General features: G+C 73.7%; 23 protein-coding genes. 17 read left to right on the top strand and 6 right to left on the bottom strand.

Going from position 1 to position 22,862, the window contains the following annotated elements; genetic code table 11:
- Window positions 1-120: 120 nt before the first annotated feature.
- Both ACFWE2_RS05055 and ACFWE2_RS05050 read right to left on the bottom strand, forming a co-directional pair.
- A complete protein-coding gene (locus ACFWE2_RS05055; protein ID WP_377223121.1) occupies window positions 121-1,587 on the bottom strand; it encodes a family 43 glycosylhydrolase in 1,467 nt (488 codons plus the stop codon).
- 18 nt (window positions 1,588-1,605) lie between these two features.
- On the bottom strand, window positions 1,606-2,451 hold the full coding sequence (locus ACFWE2_RS05050) for an SDR family NAD(P)-dependent oxidoreductase (protein ID WP_377223120.1): 846 nt from the start codon (window positions 2,449-2,451) through the stop codon (window positions 1,606-1,608).
- A 144-nt stretch (window positions 2,452-2,595) separates the two neighbouring features.
- On the opposite strand from ACFWE2_RS05050, the gene ACFWE2_RS05045 reads away from it, so the two are divergent.
- On the top strand, window positions 2,596-3,048 hold the full coding sequence (locus ACFWE2_RS05045; protein WP_377223119.1) for an SRPBCC family protein: 453 nt from the start codon (window positions 2,596-2,598) through the stop codon (window positions 3,046-3,048).
- Between the two features lie 55 nt (window positions 3,049-3,103).
- Here ACFWE2_RS05045 and ACFWE2_RS05040 read toward each other — a convergent pair whose 3' ends face one another.
- Window positions 3,104-4,696: a phytoene desaturase family protein gene (locus ACFWE2_RS05040; RefSeq protein WP_377223118.1), complete on the bottom strand. Its 1,593-nt coding sequence runs from the start codon at window positions 4,694-4,696 to the stop codon at window positions 3,104-3,106.
- 141 nt (window positions 4,697-4,837) lie between these two features.
- On the bottom strand, window positions 4,838-5,695 hold the full coding sequence (locus ACFWE2_RS05035; protein WP_377223117.1) for a UbiA family prenyltransferase: 858 nt from the start codon (window positions 5,693-5,695) through the stop codon (window positions 4,838-4,840).
- A gap of 70 nt (window positions 5,696-5,765) precedes the next feature.
- Here ACFWE2_RS05035 and ACFWE2_RS05030 point away from each other — a divergent pair, with 70 nt between their 5' ends.
- From ACFWE2_RS05030 to ACFWE2_RS05000, 7 genes are all read left to right on the top strand, one after another.
- Window positions 5,766-6,896, top strand: coding sequence for a type III polyketide synthase (locus ACFWE2_RS05030; protein ID WP_377223116.1), 1,131 nt, complete (start codon window positions 5,766-5,768; stop codon window positions 6,894-6,896).
- The gene (locus ACFWE2_RS05025; RefSeq protein WP_377223115.1) at window positions 6,896-7,429 is read left to right on the top strand and encodes an isoprenylcysteine carboxyl methyltransferase family protein; all 534 of its coding nucleotides are present in this window, start codon (window positions 6,896-6,898) and stop codon (window positions 7,427-7,429) included. The genes ACFWE2_RS05030 and ACFWE2_RS05025 overlap by 1 nt, the downstream gene beginning before the upstream one ends.
- Window positions 7,426-8,538: an NAD(P)/FAD-dependent oxidoreductase gene (locus ACFWE2_RS05020; protein ID WP_377223114.1), complete on the top strand. Its 1,113-nt coding sequence runs from the start codon at window positions 7,426-7,428 to the stop codon at window positions 8,536-8,538. Before ACFWE2_RS05025 ends, ACFWE2_RS05020 begins: the two co-directional genes overlap by 4 nt.
- A gap of 265 nt (window positions 8,539-8,803) precedes the next feature.
- Window positions 8,804-9,574 carry a ThuA domain-containing protein gene (locus ACFWE2_RS05015; RefSeq protein ID WP_377223113.1) on the top strand — a complete coding sequence of 257 codons (771 nt, stop codon included), beginning with the start codon at window positions 8,804-8,806 and terminating at the stop codon, window positions 9,572-9,574.
- Window positions 9,571-10,674 (top strand): Gfo/Idh/MocA family protein, encoded by a 1,104-nt coding sequence (locus tag ACFWE2_RS05010; RefSeq protein ID WP_377223112.1) that lies wholly within the window; start codon window positions 9,571-9,573, stop codon window positions 10,672-10,674. Before ACFWE2_RS05015 ends, ACFWE2_RS05010 begins: the two co-directional genes overlap by 4 nt.
- A gap of 106 nt (window positions 10,675-10,780) precedes the next feature.
- Window positions 10,781-11,227, top strand: a complete 447-nt coding sequence (locus ACFWE2_RS05005; RefSeq protein WP_377223111.1) for an SRPBCC domain-containing protein — start codon at window positions 10,781-10,783, stop codon at window positions 11,225-11,227.
- Window positions 11,227-11,577, top strand: a complete 351-nt coding sequence (locus ACFWE2_RS05000) for an ArsR/SmtB family transcription factor (RefSeq protein ID WP_377223110.1) — start codon at window positions 11,227-11,229, stop codon at window positions 11,575-11,577. Before ACFWE2_RS05005 ends, ACFWE2_RS05000 begins: the two co-directional genes overlap by 1 nt.
- 31 nt (window positions 11,578-11,608) lie before the next feature.
- Here ACFWE2_RS05000 and ACFWE2_RS04995 read toward each other — a convergent pair whose 3' ends face one another.
- Window positions 11,609-13,399, bottom strand: coding sequence for a discoidin domain-containing protein (locus ACFWE2_RS04995; RefSeq protein ID WP_377223109.1), 1,791 nt, complete (start codon window positions 13,397-13,399; stop codon window positions 11,609-11,611).
- Between the two features lie 131 nt (window positions 13,400-13,530).
- Window positions 13,531-14,448, bottom strand: a complete 918-nt coding sequence (locus ACFWE2_RS04990; RefSeq protein ID WP_377223108.1) for an AraC family transcriptional regulator N-terminal domain-containing protein — start codon at window positions 14,446-14,448, stop codon at window positions 13,531-13,533.
- Window positions 14,449-14,605: 157 nt separating this feature from the next.
- On the opposite strand from ACFWE2_RS04990, the gene ACFWE2_RS04985 reads away from it, so the two are divergent.
- From ACFWE2_RS04985 to ACFWE2_RS04945, 9 genes are all read left to right on the top strand, one after another.
- Window positions 14,606-14,911 carry a putative quinol monooxygenase gene (locus ACFWE2_RS04985; protein WP_377223107.1) on the top strand — a complete coding sequence of 102 codons (306 nt, stop codon included), beginning with the start codon at window positions 14,606-14,608 and terminating at the stop codon, window positions 14,909-14,911.
- Window positions 14,912-14,979: 68 nt separating this feature from the next.
- Window positions 14,980-15,957, top strand: coding sequence for an alpha/beta hydrolase (locus tag ACFWE2_RS04980; RefSeq protein ID WP_377223106.1), 978 nt, complete (start codon window positions 14,980-14,982; stop codon window positions 15,955-15,957).
- Window positions 15,958-16,007: 50 nt separating this feature from the next.
- Window positions 16,008-16,793, top strand: coding sequence for an SDR family NAD(P)-dependent oxidoreductase (locus ACFWE2_RS04975; RefSeq protein ID WP_377223105.1), 786 nt, complete (start codon window positions 16,008-16,010; stop codon window positions 16,791-16,793).
- Between the two features lie 118 nt (window positions 16,794-16,911).
- Window positions 16,912-17,673, top strand: a complete 762-nt coding sequence (locus tag ACFWE2_RS04970) for a DUF427 domain-containing protein (RefSeq protein ID WP_377223104.1) — start codon at window positions 16,912-16,914, stop codon at window positions 17,671-17,673.
- Window positions 17,674-17,773: 100 nt separating this feature from the next.
- Window positions 17,774-18,781, top strand: a complete 1,008-nt coding sequence (locus ACFWE2_RS04965) for an SDR family oxidoreductase (RefSeq protein WP_377223103.1) — start codon at window positions 17,774-17,776, stop codon at window positions 18,779-18,781.
- Window positions 18,759-19,586 carry a helix-turn-helix transcriptional regulator gene (locus ACFWE2_RS04960; RefSeq protein WP_377223102.1) on the top strand — a complete coding sequence of 276 codons (828 nt, stop codon included), beginning with the start codon at window positions 18,759-18,761 and terminating at the stop codon, window positions 19,584-19,586. Before ACFWE2_RS04965 ends, ACFWE2_RS04960 begins: the two co-directional genes overlap by 23 nt.
- Window positions 19,587-19,710: 124 nt before the next feature.
- Window positions 19,711-21,051, top strand: a complete 1,341-nt coding sequence (locus ACFWE2_RS04955; RefSeq protein WP_377223101.1) for an FAD-binding oxidoreductase — start codon at window positions 19,711-19,713, stop codon at window positions 21,049-21,051.
- Window positions 21,052-21,301: 250 nt separating this feature from the next.
- Window positions 21,302-21,805, top strand: a complete 504-nt coding sequence (locus ACFWE2_RS04950; RefSeq protein WP_377223100.1) for a hypothetical protein — start codon at window positions 21,302-21,304, stop codon at window positions 21,803-21,805.
- A 122-nt stretch (window positions 21,806-21,927) separates the two neighbouring features.
- Window positions 21,928-22,668 carry a hypothetical protein gene (locus ACFWE2_RS04945; RefSeq protein WP_377223099.1) on the top strand — a complete coding sequence of 247 codons (741 nt, stop codon included), beginning with the start codon at window positions 21,928-21,930 and terminating at the stop codon, window positions 22,666-22,668.
- The last annotated feature ends 194 nt before the right edge of the window (window positions 22,669-22,862 follow it).

The raw sequence follows: 22,862 nt of genomic DNA, 5'->3' as shown, positions 1-22,862 counted from the left end.
GGCCCGGGGGGCCCGGGGGCGGGGGTGGGGGGTCCCCCTCGGGGCCCGCGCCGTCGGGGGGGGGGCGCCCCGCGGGGGGGGCCCGGGCGCCCCGCCTGAGCGGTCAGCCGGTCGGCCGGTTCAGCCCGCCTCGTCCGCGGTGAGCGGGGTGTAGCGCACGCCGGTGACGTCGACGACGCCGTCGAGCGCCCGGAGCCCGACGACGCGCCCCGTGAACCCGCCCGCCACCTCGGTCGAGAGGTACCGGCCGTCGAAGCGCGTCAGCTCGTGCTCCGTCCCGTCGACGACGGCCGTGAGGCGCACGTCGTCCGGCCCGTTGCTCGTCGGGGCGACCGACTCGGCCCGGAGGGTGACCGAGGGCCCGGTCAGCGGGACGGTGGCGCCGTGCCGGGTCTCCAGCGGACCGATGCGGACGACGGCGTGCACCTCGGCGGCGTCGGCGCGCAGCTCGCACCAGTGGGTGTCGTCGAGGCGCAGCAGGAGCGCGCCCGAGCCGCGCGCCAGGTTGAGGTCGGCCTCGAACCGCCACGCGGGATCGAGGGCGCGCGCGGTCAGGGCGCCGGCGTCGGCCCGCTGACCGGTGCCGGGGCGCAGCCGCAGCCCGCCGTCGGGTCCCGGTGCCGCTATCTCGGCCAGGCCGGCGCCGGGGGAGACCCAGCGCGGGTGCAGCGCGGAGCCGTCGAACGTGTCCGTGTACGACGTGTCCCGCACGGGCACGTCGTAGCGGTCCTCGTCGACCACCGGCCAGTCGTCCACCCAGTCGATGCCCGCGAGGAAGGTCTCGCGGCCGTTGACGTGGTACATCGGCGTGTAGCCGCGCGGGCGCACGGCCAGGTACACGACCGACCAGCTCCCGTCCGCGTTCTCGACCAGGTCGGCGTGGCCCGTGTTCTGGACGGGGTGGGTGGTGCTGCGGTGGCTGAGCACCGGGTTCGCCGGTGCGCCGGTGTAGGGGCCTTCCGGCCGGGTCGCGCGCGCGACCGAGACGCTGTGGCCGCGCTCCGTCCCGCCCTCGGCAATGAGCAGGTACCAGTAGGCGCCGCGCCGGTACAGGTGCGGTGCCTCGGGGTGCGCGAGGCCGGTCCCGCTCCACAGCCACCGGGGCTCCTCCAGGGCGATCCCCTTCTCGAGGTCGACGCGCACCTGGGCGATCCTCACCCCGTCCGGGCCGGAGGAGCAGTAGGTCACGAAGCATGTGCCGTCGTCGTCCCAGGCGAGGTCCGGGTCGATGCCGTGCAGGCCTTCGAGGTAGATCGGGGCGCTCCACGGGCCCGCCGGGTCCTCGGCGGAGACGACGAGCTGCCCGGAGGGGCCGGTGACGTCGGTGGTGATCAGCCAGAACCGGCCGTCGTGATGGCGCAGGGTCGGGGCGAACACCCCCTGGCTGGAGCCGGCGCGCCCGGGCAGGAACTGCTCCGGGCGGTCGAGGACGTTCCCGATGAGGGTCCAGCTCAGCAGGTCGCGGCTGTGCCACAGCGGGACCCCTGGCGCGTACTCGAACGACGAGTTCGCCAGGTAGTAGTCGTCGCCCACCCGGCATACCGAGGGGTCGGGGTGATAGCCGGGGATGACCGGTACGACGTTCATGGAGCAGGGTCTACAGCATCAGGTCGGACGTGTCGAACCTGGGTGCGCGCCCGGTGCGTAGAACCAGCCGTGGAACCTCGACCGCGCGGGCTGGGGGAGCAGCGCGGCGATGGCCACCATCGCCTTGGCCTGCAGGCCGGTGGCGACCTCGGCCCGGCCCTCCTGGAGGGCGTCGACCGCCCGGCGGGCCACCATGGCCGGGCTGGCCTTGGGGGCCCGCCCGATGTGCGTGCGCTCCATCTCGGCCGCCCGGAAGAACGGCGTCCGGGTCGCCGAGGGCAGCACCGACGTCACGGTGACGCCGGTGCCGGCGAGCTCGTGGCGCAGCGACCAGGCGAACGAGCGGGCGAACGCCTTCGACGCGGCGTACGTGCCGAACAGGGGGGCGGGCATCGTCGCGGCGATCGACGACGTGACGAGGATCCGGCCCGCGCCCGCCGCGACCAGGTCGGGGACGATCAGGTGCGTCAGGTGCACCAGCGAGCGGACGTTGAGGTCGACGAGCCGCAGCTCGTCCTGCAGGGGCGTGTGCTCGAACGGTCCGTGGACGCCGACGCCCGCGTTGAGCACGAACGTCCGCACCCCGAGGTCGCGTGCTCGGGCGGCGGTCTCCTCGACACCTGCGGGCAGGGCGAGGTCGACCTCCAGGCCGGTCACGCGGGCCTCGGTGTGCCCGGCGAGCCCCCGTACCGCGTCGTCGACGCCGCGTTCGGCGACCACGAGCACCTCGTGGCCGCGCTGCAGGAGCTCTCGGGCCATCGCGAAGCCGATACCGCTCGACCCGCCGGTGACGAGCGCGACCTCGGGCGCCGCCGCCGGGATCGCCGCCGGGCGGCTGCCGTGCCTGTCCTTGTCCTCGGTCATGGGCGCTCTCCCTCTCGGGTTCGCTCCTCGTCTCGAAGCCGTCCGTCGACGATAGGCAGGATGCGCACCACCCGCACCCGCCCGGTCCCCGGCGCCGCGGACCGGGCGGGTTGCCAGTGCCCGCGACCTGGTTAAGGTCAGATCATGGTGACCGTCACGCGGGCCGCACGATGCACTCCCGACGCGGTGCTGCGCGTGCTCGCCGACGGCTGGTCCTACTCGACGTGGGTGGTCGGGACGGCGCGCATCCGGGCGGTCGACCCGGCGTGGCCGGAGCCGGGCACACGCATCCTGCACTCCGTCGGCCTGTGGCCGGCTCTGCTCGACGACGAGACGGTGGTCCGCGCCTTCGACCCGGAGCGGTCGATCGAGCTGCAGGCCAGGGGCTGGCCGGCGGGCGAGGCGCGCGTGCTGATCGAGGTGGCGCCCGTGGCCGTCGGCTGCCTGATCCGGATCACGGAGGACGCCGACAAGGGGCCGGGCACGCTGGTGCCCCGTCCGGTGCGCAGCGCGGTGATCCGCCCGCGCAACGTCGAGACGCTGCGGCGGCTCGCGCTCATCGCGGAGCGCCAGGCGCCCGAGCAGCTCCAGCGCTGACCGGGCTGGTGGCGCGCGCCGCAGCGCACATCGCAGCGAGCGCCGCGCCGTCCGCTCACGCGTTCCGCAGCAGCCGTCCCCACGCGCTGCGGACGAGCGCCCGGGGCAGTGCGCCCAACGGGCTCGCCGCGGCCAGCGCGACGCGCGCCGCGTTCCACCCGCACGCCCCGTGCACGCCGCCGCCCGGATGGGCCGACGCGCTCGCGAGGTACAGCCCCTCGACCGGCGTCTCGGGCCTGCCGAGCCCCGACGTGGGCCGGAAGACCAGCTCCTGGTGCACGGCCGACGTCCCGCCGTTGACCGCACCCCCGACGAGGTTCGCGTCCGCCGCCTCGAGGTCCGCCGGGCCCTGGACGAACCTGCCGGCCACGGCGCCCCGGAAGCCGGGCGCCACGCGGTCGAGGGCGTCCTCCATGCGGTCCACCTGGTCGGCGACGGCGCCCGGGGTCCAGTCGACGCCATGAGGCACGTGCGAGTAGGCCCACGCCGACTCGGTGCCGCGTGGGGAGCGAGTCGGGTCCGACGTCGTCATCTGGCCGAGGACGAGGAACGGCCGCTCGGGTATCTCGCCCTTCGACAGCGAGGCGGCGACGTCGACGAACCCTCGCCGGTCCACGCCGAGGTGCACCGTCCCGGCGCCGTGCGCCCCCTCGGCGGCCCAGGCGAACGGCCGGTCGAGCGCCCAGTTGACCTTGAACGTCGGGTGGTCCCACTGGAAGCGGTCCAGGTCGCGCAGCAGCCGGGGCGGCAGGTGCTCGGTGCCGACCAGGTCCCGGTACAGGGCGGGGGCGGTGACGTCGGCGAGGACCGCCCGCCGGGCGCGGACGAGCCCGCCGTCCGCCGTCCGGACGCCGACGGCGCGGCCCCGCCCGACCAGCACCCGGTCGACGCGCGCACCGGTGACGATCTCACCGCCGCCCGCGCGGACCCGGGCGGCGAGCGCGTCGGCGAGCGAGCCCGCACCACCAACGGGCACGGGGAAACCGACGTCCTGCCCGAGCATCGCCAGCAGCCAGCCGAAGAGCCCGCTGCCCGCCGCGTCCGGCGGGACGTCGGAGTGCATGGCGTTGCCCGTCAGTAGGAGCCCGCCGCCCTCGCCGCGGAACGTCTCGTCCGCGAGCCGGCGCACCGGCAGGACGGCAAGCCGGCCGAGGTCGAGCGCCCCGCCGACGCCCAGCCGGCCCAGCAGCCGCAGCGCCGGCCCGGCGGCGGGCAGCGGGCTGAAGAGCGCGTCGAGCAGCGGGTCGCGCACGCGCCGCCACCCCTCGAACATCCGGAGCCACGCGTCCCCGTCACCCGGCGCGAGCTCGTCGAGGCCCGCCGCGGTGTCCTCGGGATCGGCGTGCAGCACGGCGGCCCCGCCGTCGTCGAGCACGTGGGCGAGGACCGACGGCGCACGCGACCACGCGAGCCCGTGCTCCTCCAGGTGCAGGCCGCGGATCACCGGCGAGCCGGCCGCGAGCGGGTAGAACGCACTGAACAGGTCGGTGCGGAAGCCCGGTGCGGCCACCTCGGCGGTGCGCACCGCGCCGCCGACGGCGTCCTGCGCCTCGAGCACCAGGACGTCCCAGCCCGCGTCGACCAGGGCGTTCGCGGCCACCAGGCCGTTGGGGCCCGCACCGACGACCACCGCGTCGACCGTTCTCACCACTGCTCGGGCACCTGCTCCGTCATCGGCCCGGCCACCACGACGTCCCGCATGGGCTCCTCCAGTGCTTCATGGGGTGCTCTCGCCAGCTCCGCTCCAGCGTGCCCAGGATCGGTCCCGGTCGCCAGCGCGCCCGTGCGGTCACGGGAGCACCGCGGTCTCGGCCGCGGCGAGAGCCAGGAGCACCACGCACACCACCGCGACGCACATGCTGAGGCCGAACGGCGTGCGGCTGCGCGGCCGGACGAGAGCCATGACGCCGGCGGCCAGCGCGAGACCCACCGCAACCGCGCCGCCGACCCAGGCGGCCGGACCCGGTGCCCCGGCAGGGCCCGTGACCACCACGGCGACGGCGACGACCAGCAGACAGGGGGCCAGCACCCCGGACGCGCGGCGGCCGAGCCGGTGCGGCAGGCCCCGCACGCCCGTCGCGGCGTCGTCCTCCAGGTCGGGCAGGGTGTTCGCGACGTGCGCACCGGTCCCGAGCAGCGCCGCCGCCGCGACCGCCCAGACCGCCGGGACGCGCGGGCCGGGCGCCGCGAGCACCACGAAGACCGCGAGCAGCCCGAAGGACAGCGCGTACGGCAGCCAGGACCACGCGGTCGCCTTGAGCCGGGCGTTGTACGCCCACGCGCCGCCCACCGCCACCAGGTGCGCGGTCCCGGGAACGACACCCAGCGCGAGCGACGCGACGACGCACACGGCGAGCGCCGCGAACGCCGCGCCGCGCAGGATGCGGGCGGTGACGAGCCCGGCCACCACCGGCTTGTCGGCGCGTCCGACGGCGGTGTCGCGCTCGGCGTCGATCCAGTCGTTGGACCAGCCGACGGAGAGCTGGCCGGTGCCCACCGCGACCGTGACCAGCGCGAGGGTGAGCGGACCGGAGCCGAGGGCCGCGGCGAGCGCGGCGGCCAGCCCGGTCACGACGGCGGCCGGTGCGGCGTGGCTCGCGAGCGCGAGGCCGCGTATGAGACGGCGGGCGCTCGTCCTGGACGTCATGTGCGGCACGCTATCCGCCGTGCCGGGTGCTCGCCGCGCGGGTGACCGGGTCCTGCGTGACGATGCTGAGATGTCCTGTGTCGTCGCGGTCGAGCCGGTCCTGCCCGAGCACGTGTACACCCAGGAGGAGATCACCGACGTCGTCGGGCCGCTGGTGGCGCCCGACCCGGCACGGACCGCCGTGCTGCGCCGCCTGCACGCGAGCGCCGGCGTGGACCACCGGCACCTCGCGCTGCCGCTGGAGGAGTACGCGGGACTGCACTCCCTTGGCGCCACCAACGCCGTCTTCATCCGGGAGGGTGCCCTGCTGGCCGAGCGTGCGTGCCGTCAGGTGCTGGCCGCAGCGGGGCTCCGGCCGGAGGACGTCGACCACGTCTTCGCCACGTCCGTCACCGGGGTCGCCGCGCCGTCGCTGGACGTGCTGCTCTCGGAGCGGATCGGTCTGCGCAGCGATGTGCGGCGCACGCCCTCGTTCGGCCTCGGGTGCGCGGGGGGCGCCGGCGGGCTGGCGCGCGTGCACGACCACCTGCTGGGCCGGCCGGGCGACGTGTCCCTGCTGGTGTCCGTTGAGCTGTGCTCCCTGACCCTCCAGCACGGCGACGGCTCCACCGCCAACATGGTGGCCTCGGGCCTGTTCGGCGACGGCGCGGCGGCCGCTGTCGTCGTCGGTGCGGGGCACCCGCTCGCCGGGCCGACGGCGGGCGCGGGCGCCGGCGCGAGGGATCCGGCGGACCTGGCAGCCCGGGCGGGGCGCAGGAGGGCGACGGTGGTCGACACGCGCTCGCGGCTGTACCCGGGCACCACGGAGGCGCTCGGCTGGGAGGTGCGCGACACCGGGTTCGCGATAGTGCTCTCGGCGGGTCTGCCCGACCTGCTGCGCGCGCACCTGCTCGCCGACGTCAAGGGGCTGCTCGCCGAGCACGGCCTGACCCCGGGGGAGATCCCCACGTGGGTGGTGCACGCGGGCGGCCCGCGGGTGATCGACGCGGTGCGCGACGCGCTGGGCCTGCCCGAGGGCGCCGTCCGGGAGAGCCGGGCGAGCCTCGCCTGCGCGGGTAACCTCTCCTCCGCGTCGGTGCTCGACGTCCTGGCCAGGACGCTCGCGCACACCGAAGCCCCACCGGGTTCGCCGGCCGTGCTCATGGCCTTCGGTCCGGGTGTGTCGAGCGAGCTCGTGCTGCTGAAGCTGGAGGAGCGTTGATGCTGGGTCTCTACGTGTTCCTGGTGGGTGCGACGGCGGTCGAGCGCCTCGCCGAGCTGGCCGTGTCGGCCCGCAACGCGCGCTGGTCGTTCGAGCGTGGCGGCGTCGAGTCGGGGCGAGGGCACTTTCCGGCGATGGTGGCGCTGCACAGCGGGCTGCTGGTCGCGTGCGTCGCCGAGGCGGTGCTCGCCGACCGCCCGTTCCTGCCGTGGCTCGGCTGGCCGATGCTCGTCCTGGTGCTGGCGAGCCAGGCGCTGCGGTGGTGGTGCGTCACGACGCTCGGGCACCGGTGGAACACCCGCATCATCGTGGTCCCGGGGCTGCCGCTCGTGTCCGGCGGCCCGTACCGGTGGCTGCGCCACCCCAACTACGTTGCCGTCGTGGTCGAGGGCTTCGCGCTGCCGCTGGTGCACACCTCCTGGGTCACGGCGCTCGTGTTCACCGTCCTGAACGCCGTGCTGCTGGCGCGCTTCCGCATCCCGGCCGAGGAGCGGGCGCTCCGGTCGGCCGTGAGCGGGGGCGCGGTGACGTGACGGGCGACGTGGCGGGTGACAGGGATTCCGACGTCCTCGTGGTGGGGGCGGGGCCGGTAGGGCTGGCGGCGGCGGTCCACGCGCGCGCCGCCGGGCTCGACGTGCTGGTCGTGGACCGGCGGACGGGCACCCTCGACAAGGCCTGCGGCGAGGGGCTGCTGCCCGGTGCCCTGCATGCGGTGCGGGCGCTGGGCGCGGACCCGCCGGGCCGGCCGCTCGCCGGGATCAGCTACCGGGCCCCCGGCCGGCACGCCGACCACCGCTTCACGGCAGGGGAGGGCCGCGGCGTCCGGCGTACCGCGCTGCACGAGGCGCTGTCGAAACGCGCCGCCGACGTCGGCGCACAGCTCCTGCACGGCAGGGTCACGGCCCTGCGGCAGGACGCGACCGGCGTCGAGGTCGAGCTGGTGCCCGGCGGCACCGGCGGCGATGCCGGGCGAGCCCCGGTGGCGCTGCGCGCCGGCTGGCTGCTCGGGTGCGACGGTCTGCACTCCACGGTCCGCAGGCTGGCGGGGCTCGACGTCGGTCCGGGGCGGCGCGCGGGCCGCCCGGCGGCCGGCCGTTACGGCCTCCGCCGGCACTTCCAGGTTCCGCCGTGGACCGACCTCGTCGAGGTGCACTGGTCGCCGCACGCCGAGGCGTACGTGACGCCGGTCGGCCCGGACACCGTCGGTGTCGCGCTGCTCGGGCCGCGTTCGGTGTGCGGCGCGGGGTTCGACGCGCTGCTGCGCACACAGTTCCCCGAGCTCGGTGCCCACCTCGCCACGGCGACGGCCGCCGGTTCGGTGCTCGGCGCCGGCCCGCTGCGCCAGCGGTCGCGCCGGCGTTCGGCGGGACGCGTGCGGCTCGTCGGCGACGCCTCGGGCTACGTCGACGCCCTGACCGGCGAGGGCGTCCGGGTGGGGCTCGCCCAGGCGGAGGCCGCCGTCCGGCATCTCCAGGACGCCGGCGCGTACGAGCGCGCCTGGCGGACGGCGACCCGCGACTACCGCGCGCTCACCACCGGCCTGCTCGCCTGGGCGTCGAGCCCTGCCCGGCGAGCCCTGGTGCCCGCGGCGGAACGGGCGCCGTGGCTCTACGGTGCGGTGGTCGAGCGGCTGGCTCGCTGACTACCGAGCCTTCTCCGGGCGCCGGTGGGCTGGCTCGGGTGAGCGACCGATCTCGTTCCGAGCCGCGTGCCTCCGACCGGTCTCGCGGCACCACAGCGTAGGAGGCGAGCCTCAGGGCGTAGGACAGGGCGGTGACCGGGCAATACCGTTGGTCCCGGCCTGTCCGTGCTGCTTCGATTGGCATGCCCCGCCGCCACGTCTGGCGGGCAGCCCAGGCGCCCTACGTGGTGCCGTGGGCCGGGTCCAGAAACTGGAGGAAGCAGCTATGCCAAACGCACCGATCCGGGTCCTCGTGTGGGGCGAGAACCGGCACGAGCAGGTCGAGCCAGCCGTGGCCGAGCGCTACCCGGATGGCATGCACGGCGCGATAGCGAACGGCGTCGGCGAGTGGCTCGGGGACAAGGCCCGAATCGCCACGACCACCCTCGACGAGCCCGAGCACGGGCTGACCGCCGATGTGCTGGCCGAGACCGACGTGCTCGTCTGGTGGGGGCACGCCGCCCACGGCGACGTCGCCGACGAGGTGGTCGAGCGGGTCCACCGGCATGTGCTGGCCGGCATGGGCCTCGTGGTGCTCCACTCCGCGCACTGGTCCAAGATCTTCGTCAAGCTCATGGGCACCACCTGCACGCTGCGCTGGCGCAGCGAGCGTGACCGCGAGCTGGTGTGGACCGTCAACCCGCAGCATCCCATCGCCCGCGGCATCCCCAACCCGATCATCATTCCCGAGCAGGAGATGTACGGCGAGTACTTTGACGTGCCGACCCCCGACGAGCTGGTGTTCATCAGCGGCTTCAGCGGTGGCGAGGTCTTCCGCAGCGGCATGACCTACCGCCGCGGCTTCGGCCGCATCTTCTACTTCAGCCCCGGCGACCAGGACTTTCCCGTCTACCACCACCGGGACGTGAACCACGTGATCGCCAACGGCATCGAGTGGGCCCGGCCCGACCGGGAGCGCGAGACGCCGACGCTCCTGCGCTACGACACCGACGACTTCTTCAACGGTCAGGGCTACCGAGGGGCGTTCGAGCGATGACCTTCCGGACCATCGGGACCGAGGGGCCGCTCCGACTCGTCGTGGTCGGCGCAGGCGGCATGGGCCGGGCCTGGACGCGTGCGATCCAGGCCGACCCCGCCACCGAGCTCGTCGGCATCGCCGACCTGTCCTCGGCGGCCGCCGGGTCGGCCGCCGCCGAGACCGGCCTCCCTGGTCTCGCGGTCGGGGCCGACGCCGTCGAGCTCGCTCGCCGCACCGGGGCGGACGCGATCCTGAACGCCACCGTTCCCGAGGCGCACCACCCGGTCACGACCGCCGCGCTGCTGGCCGGGATCCCGGTGCTGGGGGAGAAGCCGGTCGCGGCGAGCGTGGCCGAAGGGCTCTCGCTCGCGGCGTTGGCCGAGCACACCGGGCAGCTCTTCATGGTCAGCCAGTCCCGCCGCTACCACCGGTCGCTCTTCCAGGTGAAGCGACGGATGGCGGCGCTCGGCGCCGTCGGCGTCGTCGCGGTCGACCTCTTCAAGGCCCCGCACTTCGGCGGCTTCCGGGACGAGATGGCCAGCCCTCTGCTGCTGGACATGGCGATCCACCAGTTCGACATGGCGCGGTTCCTGCTCGACGCCGACCCCGTCTCGGTCTCGTGCGAGGAGTACAACCCGGCGTGGAGCTGGTACGCCGGCGACGCGGCCGCCACCGCGGTCTTCGCCATGGAGGGCGGCGCCCGCTTCACCTTCAACGGCTCGTGGTGCAGCCCAGGCTTCGAGACCTCGTGGAACGGCGCCTGGCGGATCTCCGCCGAGCGCGGCACCGTGCTCTGGGACGGCGACGGGGAACCCGGCAGCGACCCCGAGACCTCCGTCGCGGACGCCGAGGACCCAGGGCACGAGATCGCGGGCTCGCTGCGCGAGTTCACCGCCGCCCTCCGCTCCGGCACCGAGCCCATGGGGCGGGTGCACGCCAACGTCATGAGCCTCGCCATGGTCGAGGCGGCGATCCAGAGCGCCGCGCAGGGGCGCAGGGTCGTGATCGACGACGTGCTCGAGCGGTCCTACGAGTCCGCGCTCGCGGCCGAGCGGAACGCCGAGGTCCGCGAGGTCTTGAGCTCCTGGCCGTCAGTGCGGGCCGCCTTGGACCGGTAGGGCGCCGCCGTCGCACCTTTTTGTGCAACCGCAGGGTTGCGCCCGGTCGGAAAACGTGCAACCGTGAGGTTGCGCCAAAACGACCGATGCCAACAAGGGAGTTCCGATGAGCAACGACCGAATCGAACGCGAGACCCTGATCTCCGCCCCGCTCGAGCGGGTCTGGACCCTTGTGGCCCAGCCGGGGTTCTGGGTGGCCGACAAGGCGAGCCTGCCCGGCACGGTCGCCAAGGAGGGGGAGTCGATGATCGCCAAGAACCCCGAGTACGGTGACTTCCCGGTACGCGTCGAGAAGGTCCGGCCGCCGACCTACCTCGCCTACCGCTGGGCCAGTGCCTTCCCCGGAGAAGAGCTGCGCGACGACAACTCCACCCTCGTGGAGTTCACGCTCACGGAGGAGGGCGACCAGACCCGCCTGCGCGTCGTCGAGAGCGGGTTCGCGACGATCGCCGCGACCGAGGAGGTGCGCGACAGGGCGGTGAAGGACAACAGCGGCGGCTGGCCTGAAGAGCTCGAGGCGCTCAAGGTTCGCGCCGAGCAATCGCCCGAGTGATGAGTTCGGAGCCCGGTGGCGGCGAGGGGGTCGACCGCGTCCTCGCCGCCCTGGCCGACCCGACGCGGCGTCAGGTGCTCGACCTGCTCGCCGCCGAAGGCGAGGCCACCGCGACGGTGATCGCCGAACGGCTGCCGATCTCGCGGCAGGCCGTGGTCAAGCACCTCGTGGTCCTCGACGACGCCGGGCTCGTCTCGGGCACCCGTGTCGGACGCGAGGTGCTGTACGTCGTGGTGCCGGCGGCGCTGAACGTGACCGCCCGCTGGATGGACCGGCTCGCCGCCGACTGGGACCGCCGTCTGGCCACGATCAAGCGCGTCGCCGAAGCGGCGGAACGGGACACGCCCTAGATCGAGCGCGCGACGTCTTCTCCGGGGCCGGTCAGGGCCGGGCGCTCACCGCCTCCAGCGCGCTCTTGTACTCCTTGAGGTCGGCCCGCGCGGTGCCCGCGTGGAGGCGTGCGGCCTCGACGGCGTGCAGCAGGTCGCCGACCGTGCTGCCCCCGGCGACCGGGTCCTCCAGGGAGACCGAGCCCGCCGCGACGTTGAGCCACGCGGCGAGCAGCTGCCGGTCGATGACGTCGACCCACTCGTCGTGGTTCGGCGCCCACAGCACCTGCACGGCGTCGTCGAGCGTGGTCAGGTCGACCACCTCGTCGAACACGTCGCTCTGCGCGCGTGCCAAGGTGAGGAAGCACAGCAGCTCGTCCGGTGTGTGGTCCGGGCTCCTGACCTGCCGGTACTCCGACGACCAGTACCCGGCGCCGCGAGCCTCGGGCTCCGGCGTCGGCTCCTGGCCGCTCGGCGTGCCGTAGATCTCCAGCTCGTAGAGGGAGAAGCCCCACTGCGTGGCGCGCTCGGTCGCGTAGAGGCGCACGTGCCGGCCCGTGCCCGTCAGGTCGAGGTCGTCGAAGAGGCCGTCACCGTCGGTGACGGTGTGCACGGTGGTCCAGGTGTCGCCGTCGGGCGAGGTCTGGATCTCGTACCCCGACGCGTACGCGGTCTCCCAGTCGATCACGACACGGCTGAGGTCGTAGCTCGCGCCGAGGTCCACCGCGATCCACTCCGGCTCGCTCCACCCGCTGCCCCACCGGGTGCCGGCGTTGCCGTCCACCGCCATCTCACCGGTGCGGGCGGGATCGTCGGTGCTCGACGTCGTCACCGGCCGGCCCAGCGCCAGCGACGGGCCGTCGTCCGGTTCGCACGCATCGCCCCCGCCGTCGGACAGGTAGCAGCGCAGGTACCGGTAGGACTCGGCGGAGGACTCGAACGACGGCGCGTAGTCCCACTCGTAGGTGTAGTACTGCACGTACGGCTCGGATGCGGCGATGATCGCGGGGAGGTCGATGTCACCGTTGCCGAGGGCGACCTGCCTCGGGTCGCCCTCCGCGTCGACGTTCACCGCGTCCTTGATGTGGAGTAGCTCGATGCGGTCCCCGTACTCCTCGATCCACGCCGGGACGTCGATGCCGGCGTCAGCGGCCCAGCCGACGTCGAGCTGGAACGTGACGTAGCGCGGGTCGGTGTTCTCCTCGATGACCTGCCAGGCGCTGACCATCTCACCCGTCTCCGGGTGGGGGTACCGCGTGGTGAACTCGCTCTGGTGGTTGTGCAGCGCGATCTTGTTCGCGCCGTTCTCGTGCGCGTACTTGCCGAGCCGGTTGACGTACTGCGCGGTCGCGAGCGCTTCCTCGTAGGTGCCGTAGCTGCCCGCCATCCCGCCGGTCCCGATGTAGTCCTGGCCCAGTGCGACGGCGTAGTCGACCGTCTCGGGCCACGTGTCCCAGTCAGTGCTGCCGTGGCTCGAGGACACCTCGAGGCCGTGCCGGTCGAGGATCGCCTTGTACTCGTCGACAGGCATCGAGTAGGGCTGGCTGAACGGCTCGATGTTGGTGAAGCCCGCGCCCGCCACCTCGCCGAGCACCCGGTCGATCGTCTCGGGGGACGGCGTCCCGAAACCGAGCTCACCGACGTGGGTGAAGAGCTGGATGGAGATCTTGGAGTCGGGGAGCCCGTCGTCCGCTCCACATGCTTCGACCGCCGTGGTGGTCGGTGCGGGGGCGGCGGAGGGGGCTGCGACGGCCGGGGCCGCGGCCAGCGCGCCCGCGAGGAGCGCGCCGCCCGTCAGGGCCGCGCCGAGGCGGCGCGCGCCGGACGAGGGGGAGGTCTGCATGGGTGCTCCGATCGACGACTCTGTCATTTATGGCGACGGTCATGCGACTTTTGCCGCCACAGGTGCAAAAGGAGTCTGTGGGCCGGGCGATACCGTGTCAAGAGCGGAGTTTTCGCCTCCGCTTCGATGGCCTACACGAGCGCCGGACCGCGTCCGGCGGTCGTGTCGCGCAGCAGGACGGCGTCCTGGCTGGGCGGGAGGCCGAACTGCCGGCGGTACTCGCGGCTGAACTGCGACGGGCTCTCGTACCCGACCCGTAGCCCCACGCCCGTCACGTCGCCGGGCCGGGAGGCGAGCAGCAGCCGGGCCTCCTGGAGCCGGATCTGCTTCTGGAACTGGATGGGGCTCATCGCCGTGACCGCCTGGAAGTTCCGGTAGAACGCCGAGGCGCTCATGCCCGACAGGGCCGCGACGTCCTGGACACGGAACGGCTGCGCGTAGTGCTCCCGGATCCACTGGACGGCCCGGGCGATGTGGGCCAGCCCGCTGTCGGCCAGGCCGAGCTGGCGCACGGTGGCCCCCTGCTCCCCGGTGATCAGACGCCAGAGGATCTCGCGCTTGACGAGCGGCGCCAGCACCGCGGCGTCGCGCGGGCTCTCCAGCAGCCGCAGCAGGCGCACGACCGCGTCGACGAGGGCTGCGGGGGCGTCGCTGACCACCATGCCGGGCGGCGCGGCGGCGCTCGCCGGCGGAAGGTCGCCGGGCGCTGCCGCCAGGAGGAGCTCCGCGATCAGGGCGGGTCGCAGGACGAGCCCGAAGCCGAGAGCCGGCTCGTCGGGCCGGGCCTTGGTGAACAGGCCGGTCACCGGCAGGTCGACGGACGCGACCAGGTACTGCCCCGGGCCGTACTCGTGCACGCTGCTGCCGAGCGCGATCCGCTTCGAGCCCTGGGCGATCAGTGCCATGACCACACCCGACATGGAGGGTGCGGGTGGTGCGGACCGGTGGACCGCCGAGACCAGGACGTCGTCGAGCGCCGTCGCGTGGGTGTCGGGCCGGGCATGGCGGGCGATCAGGGCGCGCAGCTCGTCGAGGGGTACACCGTCCATGCGACGAGCATGCCACGGTGCCTTCACGATGCTCGCGTGCGCAGGAGGATCGTGCAAGCAGTCGGGACGATCGTCGTTTCGCGGCGATGGGCCCTCGCGATGTGATGGAGGCACGAGAGACCGGGCTCCCAGGAGCCCTCGCACCGAGGAGACCCACATGACCGTTCGCCACGGATTCCAGGCCACCCTGACCGCGCTGCCCGGAAAGGGCGACGCCCTGGTCGAGATGCTGCTGAACGCCCCGTCGCTGTCCCGCACGGACTGCCCCGTGTTCCTGATCAGCCGTTCCGCCGGGAACGCCGACGTCGTGCACGTCGTCGAGGGCTGGACCAGCGAGGAGGCGCATGCCGCGTTCTTCGCGACCGGCGAGGCGCAGGCGCTCGTCGCACAGCTCCAGCCGCTGCTGGCGGGAGAGTCCGCGTACACGGACCAGGTGCTGGTCGGCGGCAAGGCCGAGCTCTGAGCCACCCCGCCGCCGGTAGCGGCGTCTCGTGCGCCGACGAACCCAACCCTTCCTGAGAGGAACATGTCATGACGATCCTTCGTCCCGAGATCGATCCCGAGCTGCGTCCGCTGCTCGACCTCGTTCCCGCCGCCGATCTCGGCCCCGACACCTTGGCGCAGGTGCGTGGCCTGGCGGCCACCCCGGCGCCAGTCGTCGAGAGCCTGCTCACGACGGGACGGACGGTTGACCGGCGCGACCTCACCGTCACCGCCCCGGACGGCACCTCCGTCCCGCTCACCGTCCTGCGCCCACAGGGTCTCGACCGCGGAGAGCCGGCGCCCTGCGTCTACTGGGTGCACGGCGGCGGGATGGTGCTGGGGGACCGGTTCTCGAACCTCGACCTCCCGCTGGAGTGGCTGGACGAGCTCGGCGCGGTGGTCGTGACCGTGGACTACCGGCTGGCGCCGGAGGCGACCGGTACCGACCTGGTCGAGGACTGCTACCTGGGCCTGGTCTGGGTGGCCGAGCACGCCGCCGACCTGGGCGTCGACCCGGCGCGGCTCGTCGTGGCGGGCACCAGCGCGGGAGGCGGGCTGGCGGCAGGCGTCGCCCTGCTCGCGCGGGATCGCGGTACGCCGGACCTCGCGGCACAGGTGCTGGTCTGCCCCATGCTCGACCACCGCAACGACTCGGGATCGAGCCACCAGTTCGCCGAGGGCCCCGCGACGTGGAGCCAGGGCATGAACGCGTTCGGCTGGCGGTCCGTGCTCGGCGCGAGCCCCGGGACCGAGGTGTCGCAGTACGTGTCGCCGGCCCGGGCCGCCGACCTGTCGGGCCTGCCGCCCACGTACATCGACGTCGGCTCGGCCGAGGTGTTCCGGGACGAGGACGTCAGCTACGCGAGCCGCATCTGGGCGGCCGGTGGTCACGCGGAGCTGCACGTGTGGGCCGGCGGGTTTCACGGCTTCGACGCGCTCGTGCCCGGGGCGCAGGTCTCGATCGCGGCGCGCCGGACCCGCACCGGCTGGCTCCGGCGGGTGCTGGACGCGCGGGCCGGCTCGTGAACGACACAGGAGTGAACAGCGCAGGGACGAACAACAGGGAGACGAGAGAGATGAACCAGGACCAGAACGGCAACGACATTCCGGTGGCCGTGGTCACCGGGGCCAGCGCGGGCATCGGGCGGGGCGCCGCGATCGAGATCGCCCGTCGCGGGACGCGCGTCGTCGCGACCTACAACTCCCGCCCGCAGGAGGCGGCGGAGACCGTGCGGCTCGTCCGGGAGGCCGGCGGTGACGCCCTCGCCCTCCGGCTCGACCTCGCGCACAGCGACCAGTTCCCGGCCTTCCTGCAGGAGCTGGCGGAGGCGATCTGGGCGGCGTGGGGTGCGACGACGGTCCGCGCCCTGGTCAACAACGCCGGCTTCGGTGGCGGGCTGCCCTTCTCCGAGATGACCGAGGAGGCGTTCGACCAGTACTACCGCGTGCTCCTGAAGGGCCCCTACTTCCTGACCCAGGCGCTGCTGCCCCTGCTGGCGGACGGCGGATCCGTCGTGAACGTCTCCAGCAGCTCGGTGCGTCCGGGGGACACCGAGGCCGGGTACTCCGGCTACGCGGGGATGAAGGGCGGCCTCGTCACGGCCACCCGGTACCTGGCCAAGGAGCTCGCCGGTCGCGGCATCACCGTCAACTCCGTCGCCCCTGGCCCCACGCGCACGCGGATCGGAGACGACGCGTTCGACCGCTTCCCGGAGATCATCGACGGCATCGCGGCGCGGACCGCGCTCGGGCGGATCGGCGAGCCGCAGGACGTCGGCAGGGTGATCGCGTTCCTGGTCTCGACGGACGCCGGGTGGATCACCGGCCAGGACCTCCAGGTCTCCGGGGGATTCGCGCTCTGAAGGGTCGCGCCGCGGTGGTCACACATCACGGGCCTCGTCGGTCGAACTGCGGGAAGGGCACCGGACGCCTCGCCGCTCGATCGCGGCGAGGGACGGGCGGCGAGAGGCGAGGAACAAGATGGCGGGCATCGTGCAGCGGGCAGTCGTGATCCAGCCGGGGACGGTGGAGCCCGGATCGGTCCGGGTGCGCGCCTACAGCTCGGGCGTGCTGGTCGCCGACGCCGATCCGCCGCTGCTGGTATGGGAGCACCCCTTCTACCCGCAGTACTTCTTCGCCCAGGGGGAGATGAAGGCCGAGCTGCGCGAGGCAGGCCCGGGACGGCGGTCCCGGAGCCTCGGCCCGAGCGAGACGTACGACGTCGTGCTGGGCGACCAGGTGCTGCCGGGTGCGGCCCGGCGGTACCCGGAGGCGCCCGTCGAACACCTGCGCACCATGACGACGCTGACCTGGTCGGCCTTCGACACGTGGCTCGCGGAGGAAGAGGTGATCCACACCCACGCCCGCGACCCGTACGTCCGGGTCGACGCGATGCCGTCCAGCCGGCACGTCCGGGTCGTGGCGGGCGGGGTGGTGGTCGCCGAGTCGCGCAGGCCCGTCGTCCTGGTCCAGTCCGGGCAGCCGCCCCGGTATTACCTGCCGCGGGTCGACGTCCGGATGGACCTGCTGACGCCGACCGACACGGTGAGCTACTGCGCCTACAAGGGCACCGCCGCGTACTGGACGCTCCGGGTCGGCGAGCTCGAGCTGCCCGACGTCGTCTGGGGCTACGACACCCCGCTACGGGAAGGGCTGGCGGTCGCGGGGCTGGTCTGCTTCTGGCCCGAGCAGAGCGCCGACCTCGAGGTCTACGTCGACGGCGAGCGGATCGACCGGCCGTAGCCCGCCGCCGGCGCCAGCCGCGGACAACCTGGACCTGGATCCGGAACCCGGGCGCGCACACGCTGGAGCGGACACAGAACCGCGCGAGAGGAACCCCGCAGTGAGCAAGAAGAACCCCGCCCGGCGGCCCGACGTCGTCGTGCCGGACCTGACCGGCAGGCGCGCCGTCGTGACGGGAGCCAGCGACGGGATCGGGCTCGGCCTCGCCGAACGCCTCGCCCGCGCCGGAGCCGAGCTCGTGCTGCCCGTGCGCAACCCGGCGAAGGGCCGCGCCGCCGCCGACCGGCTGCGCGCCGCAGTACCCGGCGCCGTCGTCACCACCCGCCCCGCCGACCTCGCATCGCTCGCGTCGGTGGCGGCGCTCGCGGACGGCCTCCTGACCGAGGGGCGGCCGATCGACCTGCTCGTCGCGAACGCGGGAGTGATGACGCCGCCGGCCCGCACCACGACGGCGGACGGGTTCGAGCTCCAGCTCGGCACCAACCACCTGGGGCACATGACGCTCGTCGGGCACCTGCTGCCGCTCCTGAGCAGTTCCCGGGCGCGCGTCACCACGATGACGAGCGCTGCCGCACGGTTCGGGCGCCTGGACTGGGACGACCTGAACAGCGAGCGCGACTACTCACCCGTGCGTGCCTACAACCTCTCGAAGCTGGCCCAGCTGATGTTCGCCCTCGAGCTGGACCGGCGCAGCAGGGCGCACGGCTGGGGGATCGTGAGCAACGCGGCCCATCCCGGGACCACGTACACGGGCCTGTACACGGCGGGGCCGGGCCTGGGCAGCACCAAGCCGCCGCGGATCGACGCCGTGATGCGGCGGCTCCTCGGCCTGGGGATCTTCGTGCAGCCGGTCGAGCAGGGGCTGCTGCCCGCGCTGCAGGCGGCCACCGACCCGGCCGCCGGCGGCGGGACGTTCTACGGCCCCGACGGCATCGGCCACTTCACCGGTGGATCCGCCCGGCAGCGGGTCTACCGGGCCGCCACCGACGAGGCGGCGGCCGCCCGGCTGTGGGCGGTCTCCGAGAAGATGACGGGCGTGCGTTTTCCTGACGCGGAGCTCGCAGAGCGAGATCGAGGTGAGGTCGATGGATCGCGAGCGGCTCGCTGAGTTCCTGCGTGCCCGCCGCGAGGCGCTCCAGCCCGAGGACGTGGGGCTGCCGCGCGGGCCGCGCCGGCGCACGAACGGCCTGCGGCGCGAGGAGGTCGCCGCGCTGAGCGGCGTCTCGGCGGACTACTACAGCAGGATCGAGCAGAGCCGCGGGGCGGTGCCGTCGGAGCAGGTGCTCGCGGCCATCGCCCAGGGTCTGCACCTCACGCTCGAGGAGCGGGACCGGCTGGTCGAGCTCGCGGGGCACGCCCTACCGCGCCGCGTCCGGCGCAGCGACCACATCAACGCCGGGCTGATGCGGATCCTGGACGGGCTGGCGGACGCCCCGGCGCAGGTCGAGAACGTCCTGGGGGTGACGCTGCGCCAGACGCGGCTCGCCGCGGCGCTCCTCGGCGACGAGACCTCGTACACCGGTCCGGAGCGGGCCCGCGTCTACCGATGGTTCACCGACGCGCGCAGCCGGGACCGGATCCCCGAGGAGGATCACGACCGGCACGGCCGCACCCTCACGGCCCGGCTCGCCGCGGTCCACGCGCAGGCGGGGCCGACGTCGCCGGCGGGCGAGCTCGCGTCCGGTCTCCGCGGTCGCAGCCCCGAGTTCGCGCGGCTGTGGGACGAGCACCCGGTGCTCGGCCCCTACTGCGAGCCCAAACGGCTGAACCACCCGGAGGTGGGGCTGGTCGAACTGCACGGGCAGACGCTGCTGGACCCCGACCAGTACCAGGCGCTGACGGTGTTCACGGCGGTGCCCGGCACGGAGAGCGCCGAGCGGCTGCGCCTGCTCGCGGTGCTGGGCTCGGTCTGATCGCGGGCGTTCCGGAGCACTGCCCTGTGGCGGCCCTCACATCCCCTGCGGTCACATCTCGCGGGCCTGGCGGGTCACTACTGCGGCGGTGCACCGCGCACCGCACCCCTGGGGAAGGAACAACATGACCTCACCGATCGAGACCCTCCGTCGCGGCTTCGGCGGCGACATCATCGAACCGGGCGATGCCGAGTACGACGCGGTCGGCCGCTCGAAGCTGGCCGCGGGTAGCCCTGCCTATGTGCTGCGCCCGGCGAGCACCGACGACGTGCGGGCCGCCGTCCGGTTCGCAGCCGGCTCCGGCCTCACCTTGTCGGTCAGGGGCGGCGGCCACAGCTTCGCCGGGTTCGGCACCAACGACGGCGGTGTCGTGATCGACCTGAGCCGGCTCGCGACCGTTGAGGTCGTCGATCACGAGCGGCACCTGGTGCGGATCGGCGGCGGCGCCCACTGGGGCCAGGTCGCTGAGGCGCTGGCCCCGCACGGTCTGGCGATCTCTGCGGGCGACACCAGGAGCGTCGGCGTCGGTGGACTGACGCTCAGCGGTGGCATCGGGTGGAAGGTCCGGCGGTACGGCCTGGCGCTCGACACCGTGGTCGCCGCCGACATAGTCACCGCTGACGGCGAGCTCGTGACCGCGAGCGCCGAGGAGAACCCGGACCTGTTCTGGGCGATCCGGGGCGGCGGCGGCAACTTCGGCGCCGTGACCTCTTTCGAGTTCGAGGCGCACCCGACCACGGAGGTCGTCTTCGGCAAGGTCACGTTCCCGCAGGCCGAGGCGGTCGACGTGCTCCAGGGCTGGGCGGAGTACCTGCGCACCGCGCCGGAGGAGGTGACGTCGATCGCGAACCTCGCCAACCCGCTGGCCGGCGGCCCGGAGGCGCCGGTGGAGATCCACGTCGCGTTCGACGGCGACGACCCGGAGGCGGCCGCTCGCGCGCTCGCCCCGATCCGGGCGCTCGGCACCGTCCTGGACGACGACGTCGCGCCGCACGCCTACGCGGACATCCTCGTGGAGGGCGGGTCCCCGCCGCCCGGCATCGAGGTGCTCGCCCACGACGGCTTCGTCGAGCGGGAGTCGGTGGCCGAGGTCCTGCAGATCCTGGCCGAGGTCGGGACGTCGCCCGGGTCGCCGTCGATCGCGATCCGCAGCGTGGGTGGCGCGGTCGCCCGGGTTCCTGGCGACGCCACCGCGTACGCGCACCGGCAGGCGGAGCTGATGGTCGCCACCCTGGTGGGCGGCCCGGTGCACGTCGTCGAGGCCGCGCGCGCCCGCCTGGACGCGATCTGGGAGAAGCTCGGCCCGCACATCAGCGGCGCCTACGCGAACTTCCTCACGACGGCGACGGACGACGACGTGGCCGCTGTCTACCCGACGGCCACGTACGAGCGTCTGGCGGCGGTCAAGCGGCGGTACGACCCGCACAATCTGTTCGCGCACAACCACAACGTCCGGCCGAGGTAGGGGGCCGCGCGGACGCGGGCGTCGCCCCTATGGGGCGGCGCCCGTCTCAGGATCGGGCATGCGCCCACGTTTCCCGGGACTCCGACTCTGCCCGGCGCGGGCCGGTCTCGCGACGGGCGCGCGAGGTCGTGGACCGAGGAATCAGCCGTGCAAGCCAGCTCAGATGCGAATCGACGCATGCCGTGTCACCGTGTTCGGACTGCAATACCCGTACATATCGGGCTGTCATACCCGTACTGAGGAGGACAGCGTGAACCGCACCCCCATCGCGAGCCGGCAGCACGTCCCCACCGCCCGCCGTCTGGCTTCCGTTGCCCTTGCCACCGGCCTCATCCTTGGCCTGGGTGGCACGCTCGCCGCGTGCTCGGACCAGGACATCGATGACACCGCCGACCAGGTGAAGGACGTGTCGGGCGAGGTGCGGGGCGTCGTGGACCAGGCGAGGCAGTCGATCGACGACGCTCACGCGACGTTCGAGAATCTCGATGCCGAGGCGAGGGCCGAGGCCGAGGCAGCCGTGGCCGAGGCCGACCGGGCGATCGACGACGCGCAGGCCGCATTGGAGAAGGCTGAGCAGGACGCGTCCGCGGAGGGCCGGCAGGCCGTGGCCGACGCGGAGCAGCAGGTGGACCAGGCCGCGGCGAAGCTTGAGCAGGCCGAGGAGGCGGTGAGCGGTGACGCGGCAGCCGCCCTCGACAGCATCGGACAGAACCTCGCGGTGCTCGGCGCCGACCTGCGCGACGCCCAGGACTGACCTCGCTTGGAGTGGCGCTGAGCGCAACGCGCACTTTCGCGCCCGAACGGTAGTCATCTCATCCGAGCAACGGCAGGCGGCCTGAACCGGTGTATGCCGGTATGTGCCCTATGTTTTCTCCCGTGACGACCACACCGGCCCTGCGCGAGTCATTGCCCGACCCCGTGTTCTGGGCGCGCTACACCTTCGCCTACGCGGACGGGCCCGGCGGGGACCGGCTCGGAGCCCTCAAAGACCTCCTGGACGAGTTCGACGACGAGGACGAAGGCGAGGAGGAAGACGACGAGGACTCGTTGCTCGACGTGGCCTTCGAGGTCGGGCCCGGCCACTACGTCGTGCTGAGCATCGACGCCTCCATCGACTACTACAGCCTGGGCGTCACCACACCTGGCACGGATGAGCCGGTCGAGCTCGGCTGGGACGACCTGGCGCACTGGCACCCGTACGCCCTGCGCTGGTCGGAGCTCGACCTGATCTGCCGCGCGATCGCGGCTAGGAATCCCGAGCTGCCCCCGGGGGCGCCGTTGGCCCTGTTGTGCCGCTTCTCCGCCGTCTTCGACGACGACGACGTGGACCAGGCAGTCGCCGCCGTGGACGAGGCCTACGCCGCCCTGCGCCCTCCGCACCTGGAGGGCTACTGGCCGCGCGGCGCCGACTGGCTCGAACGCGCCGACTTCCGCGGTGTGGGCGTCACGTGGCAGCGCGACGAGGCCGGCAACCTGTGGGCCGTTCAGCACGACGCCGACGCCGACGCCGAACCCTTCTACAGCACGCGGGTCGGGCCGGACTCCGGCGCCCGCGACGGCTTTCCACACGTCCAACTCCGGGCGGTACTGGATGCCGCGGCTGCGACGGTCGCCTAGTGCCAGAGCAGTAGATCGTCTCTGACCTGCGGTGATGCCGGACGTGGGGTGGTCACCGCCGGGATGCTTCGTTGCTTGTGTGGAACAACAACCGGGCTGTGCCGACCGGCGCCGGACCCGTCCGCGCCGACGCGGCGACCGCGCTGGTGCCCCACGGCGCGTGGGCGCGGATGTCGTGCGGGGACGGGTCAAGG

Source organism: Promicromonospora sp. NPDC060271 (genome assembly GCF_042726755.1).
GTDB lineage: Bacteria > Actinomycetota > Actinomycetes > Actinomycetales > Cellulomonadaceae > Promicromonospora.
Note: the sequence above shows the minus strand (reverse complement) of the source record. Positions and strands in the feature narration are given on the sequence as shown.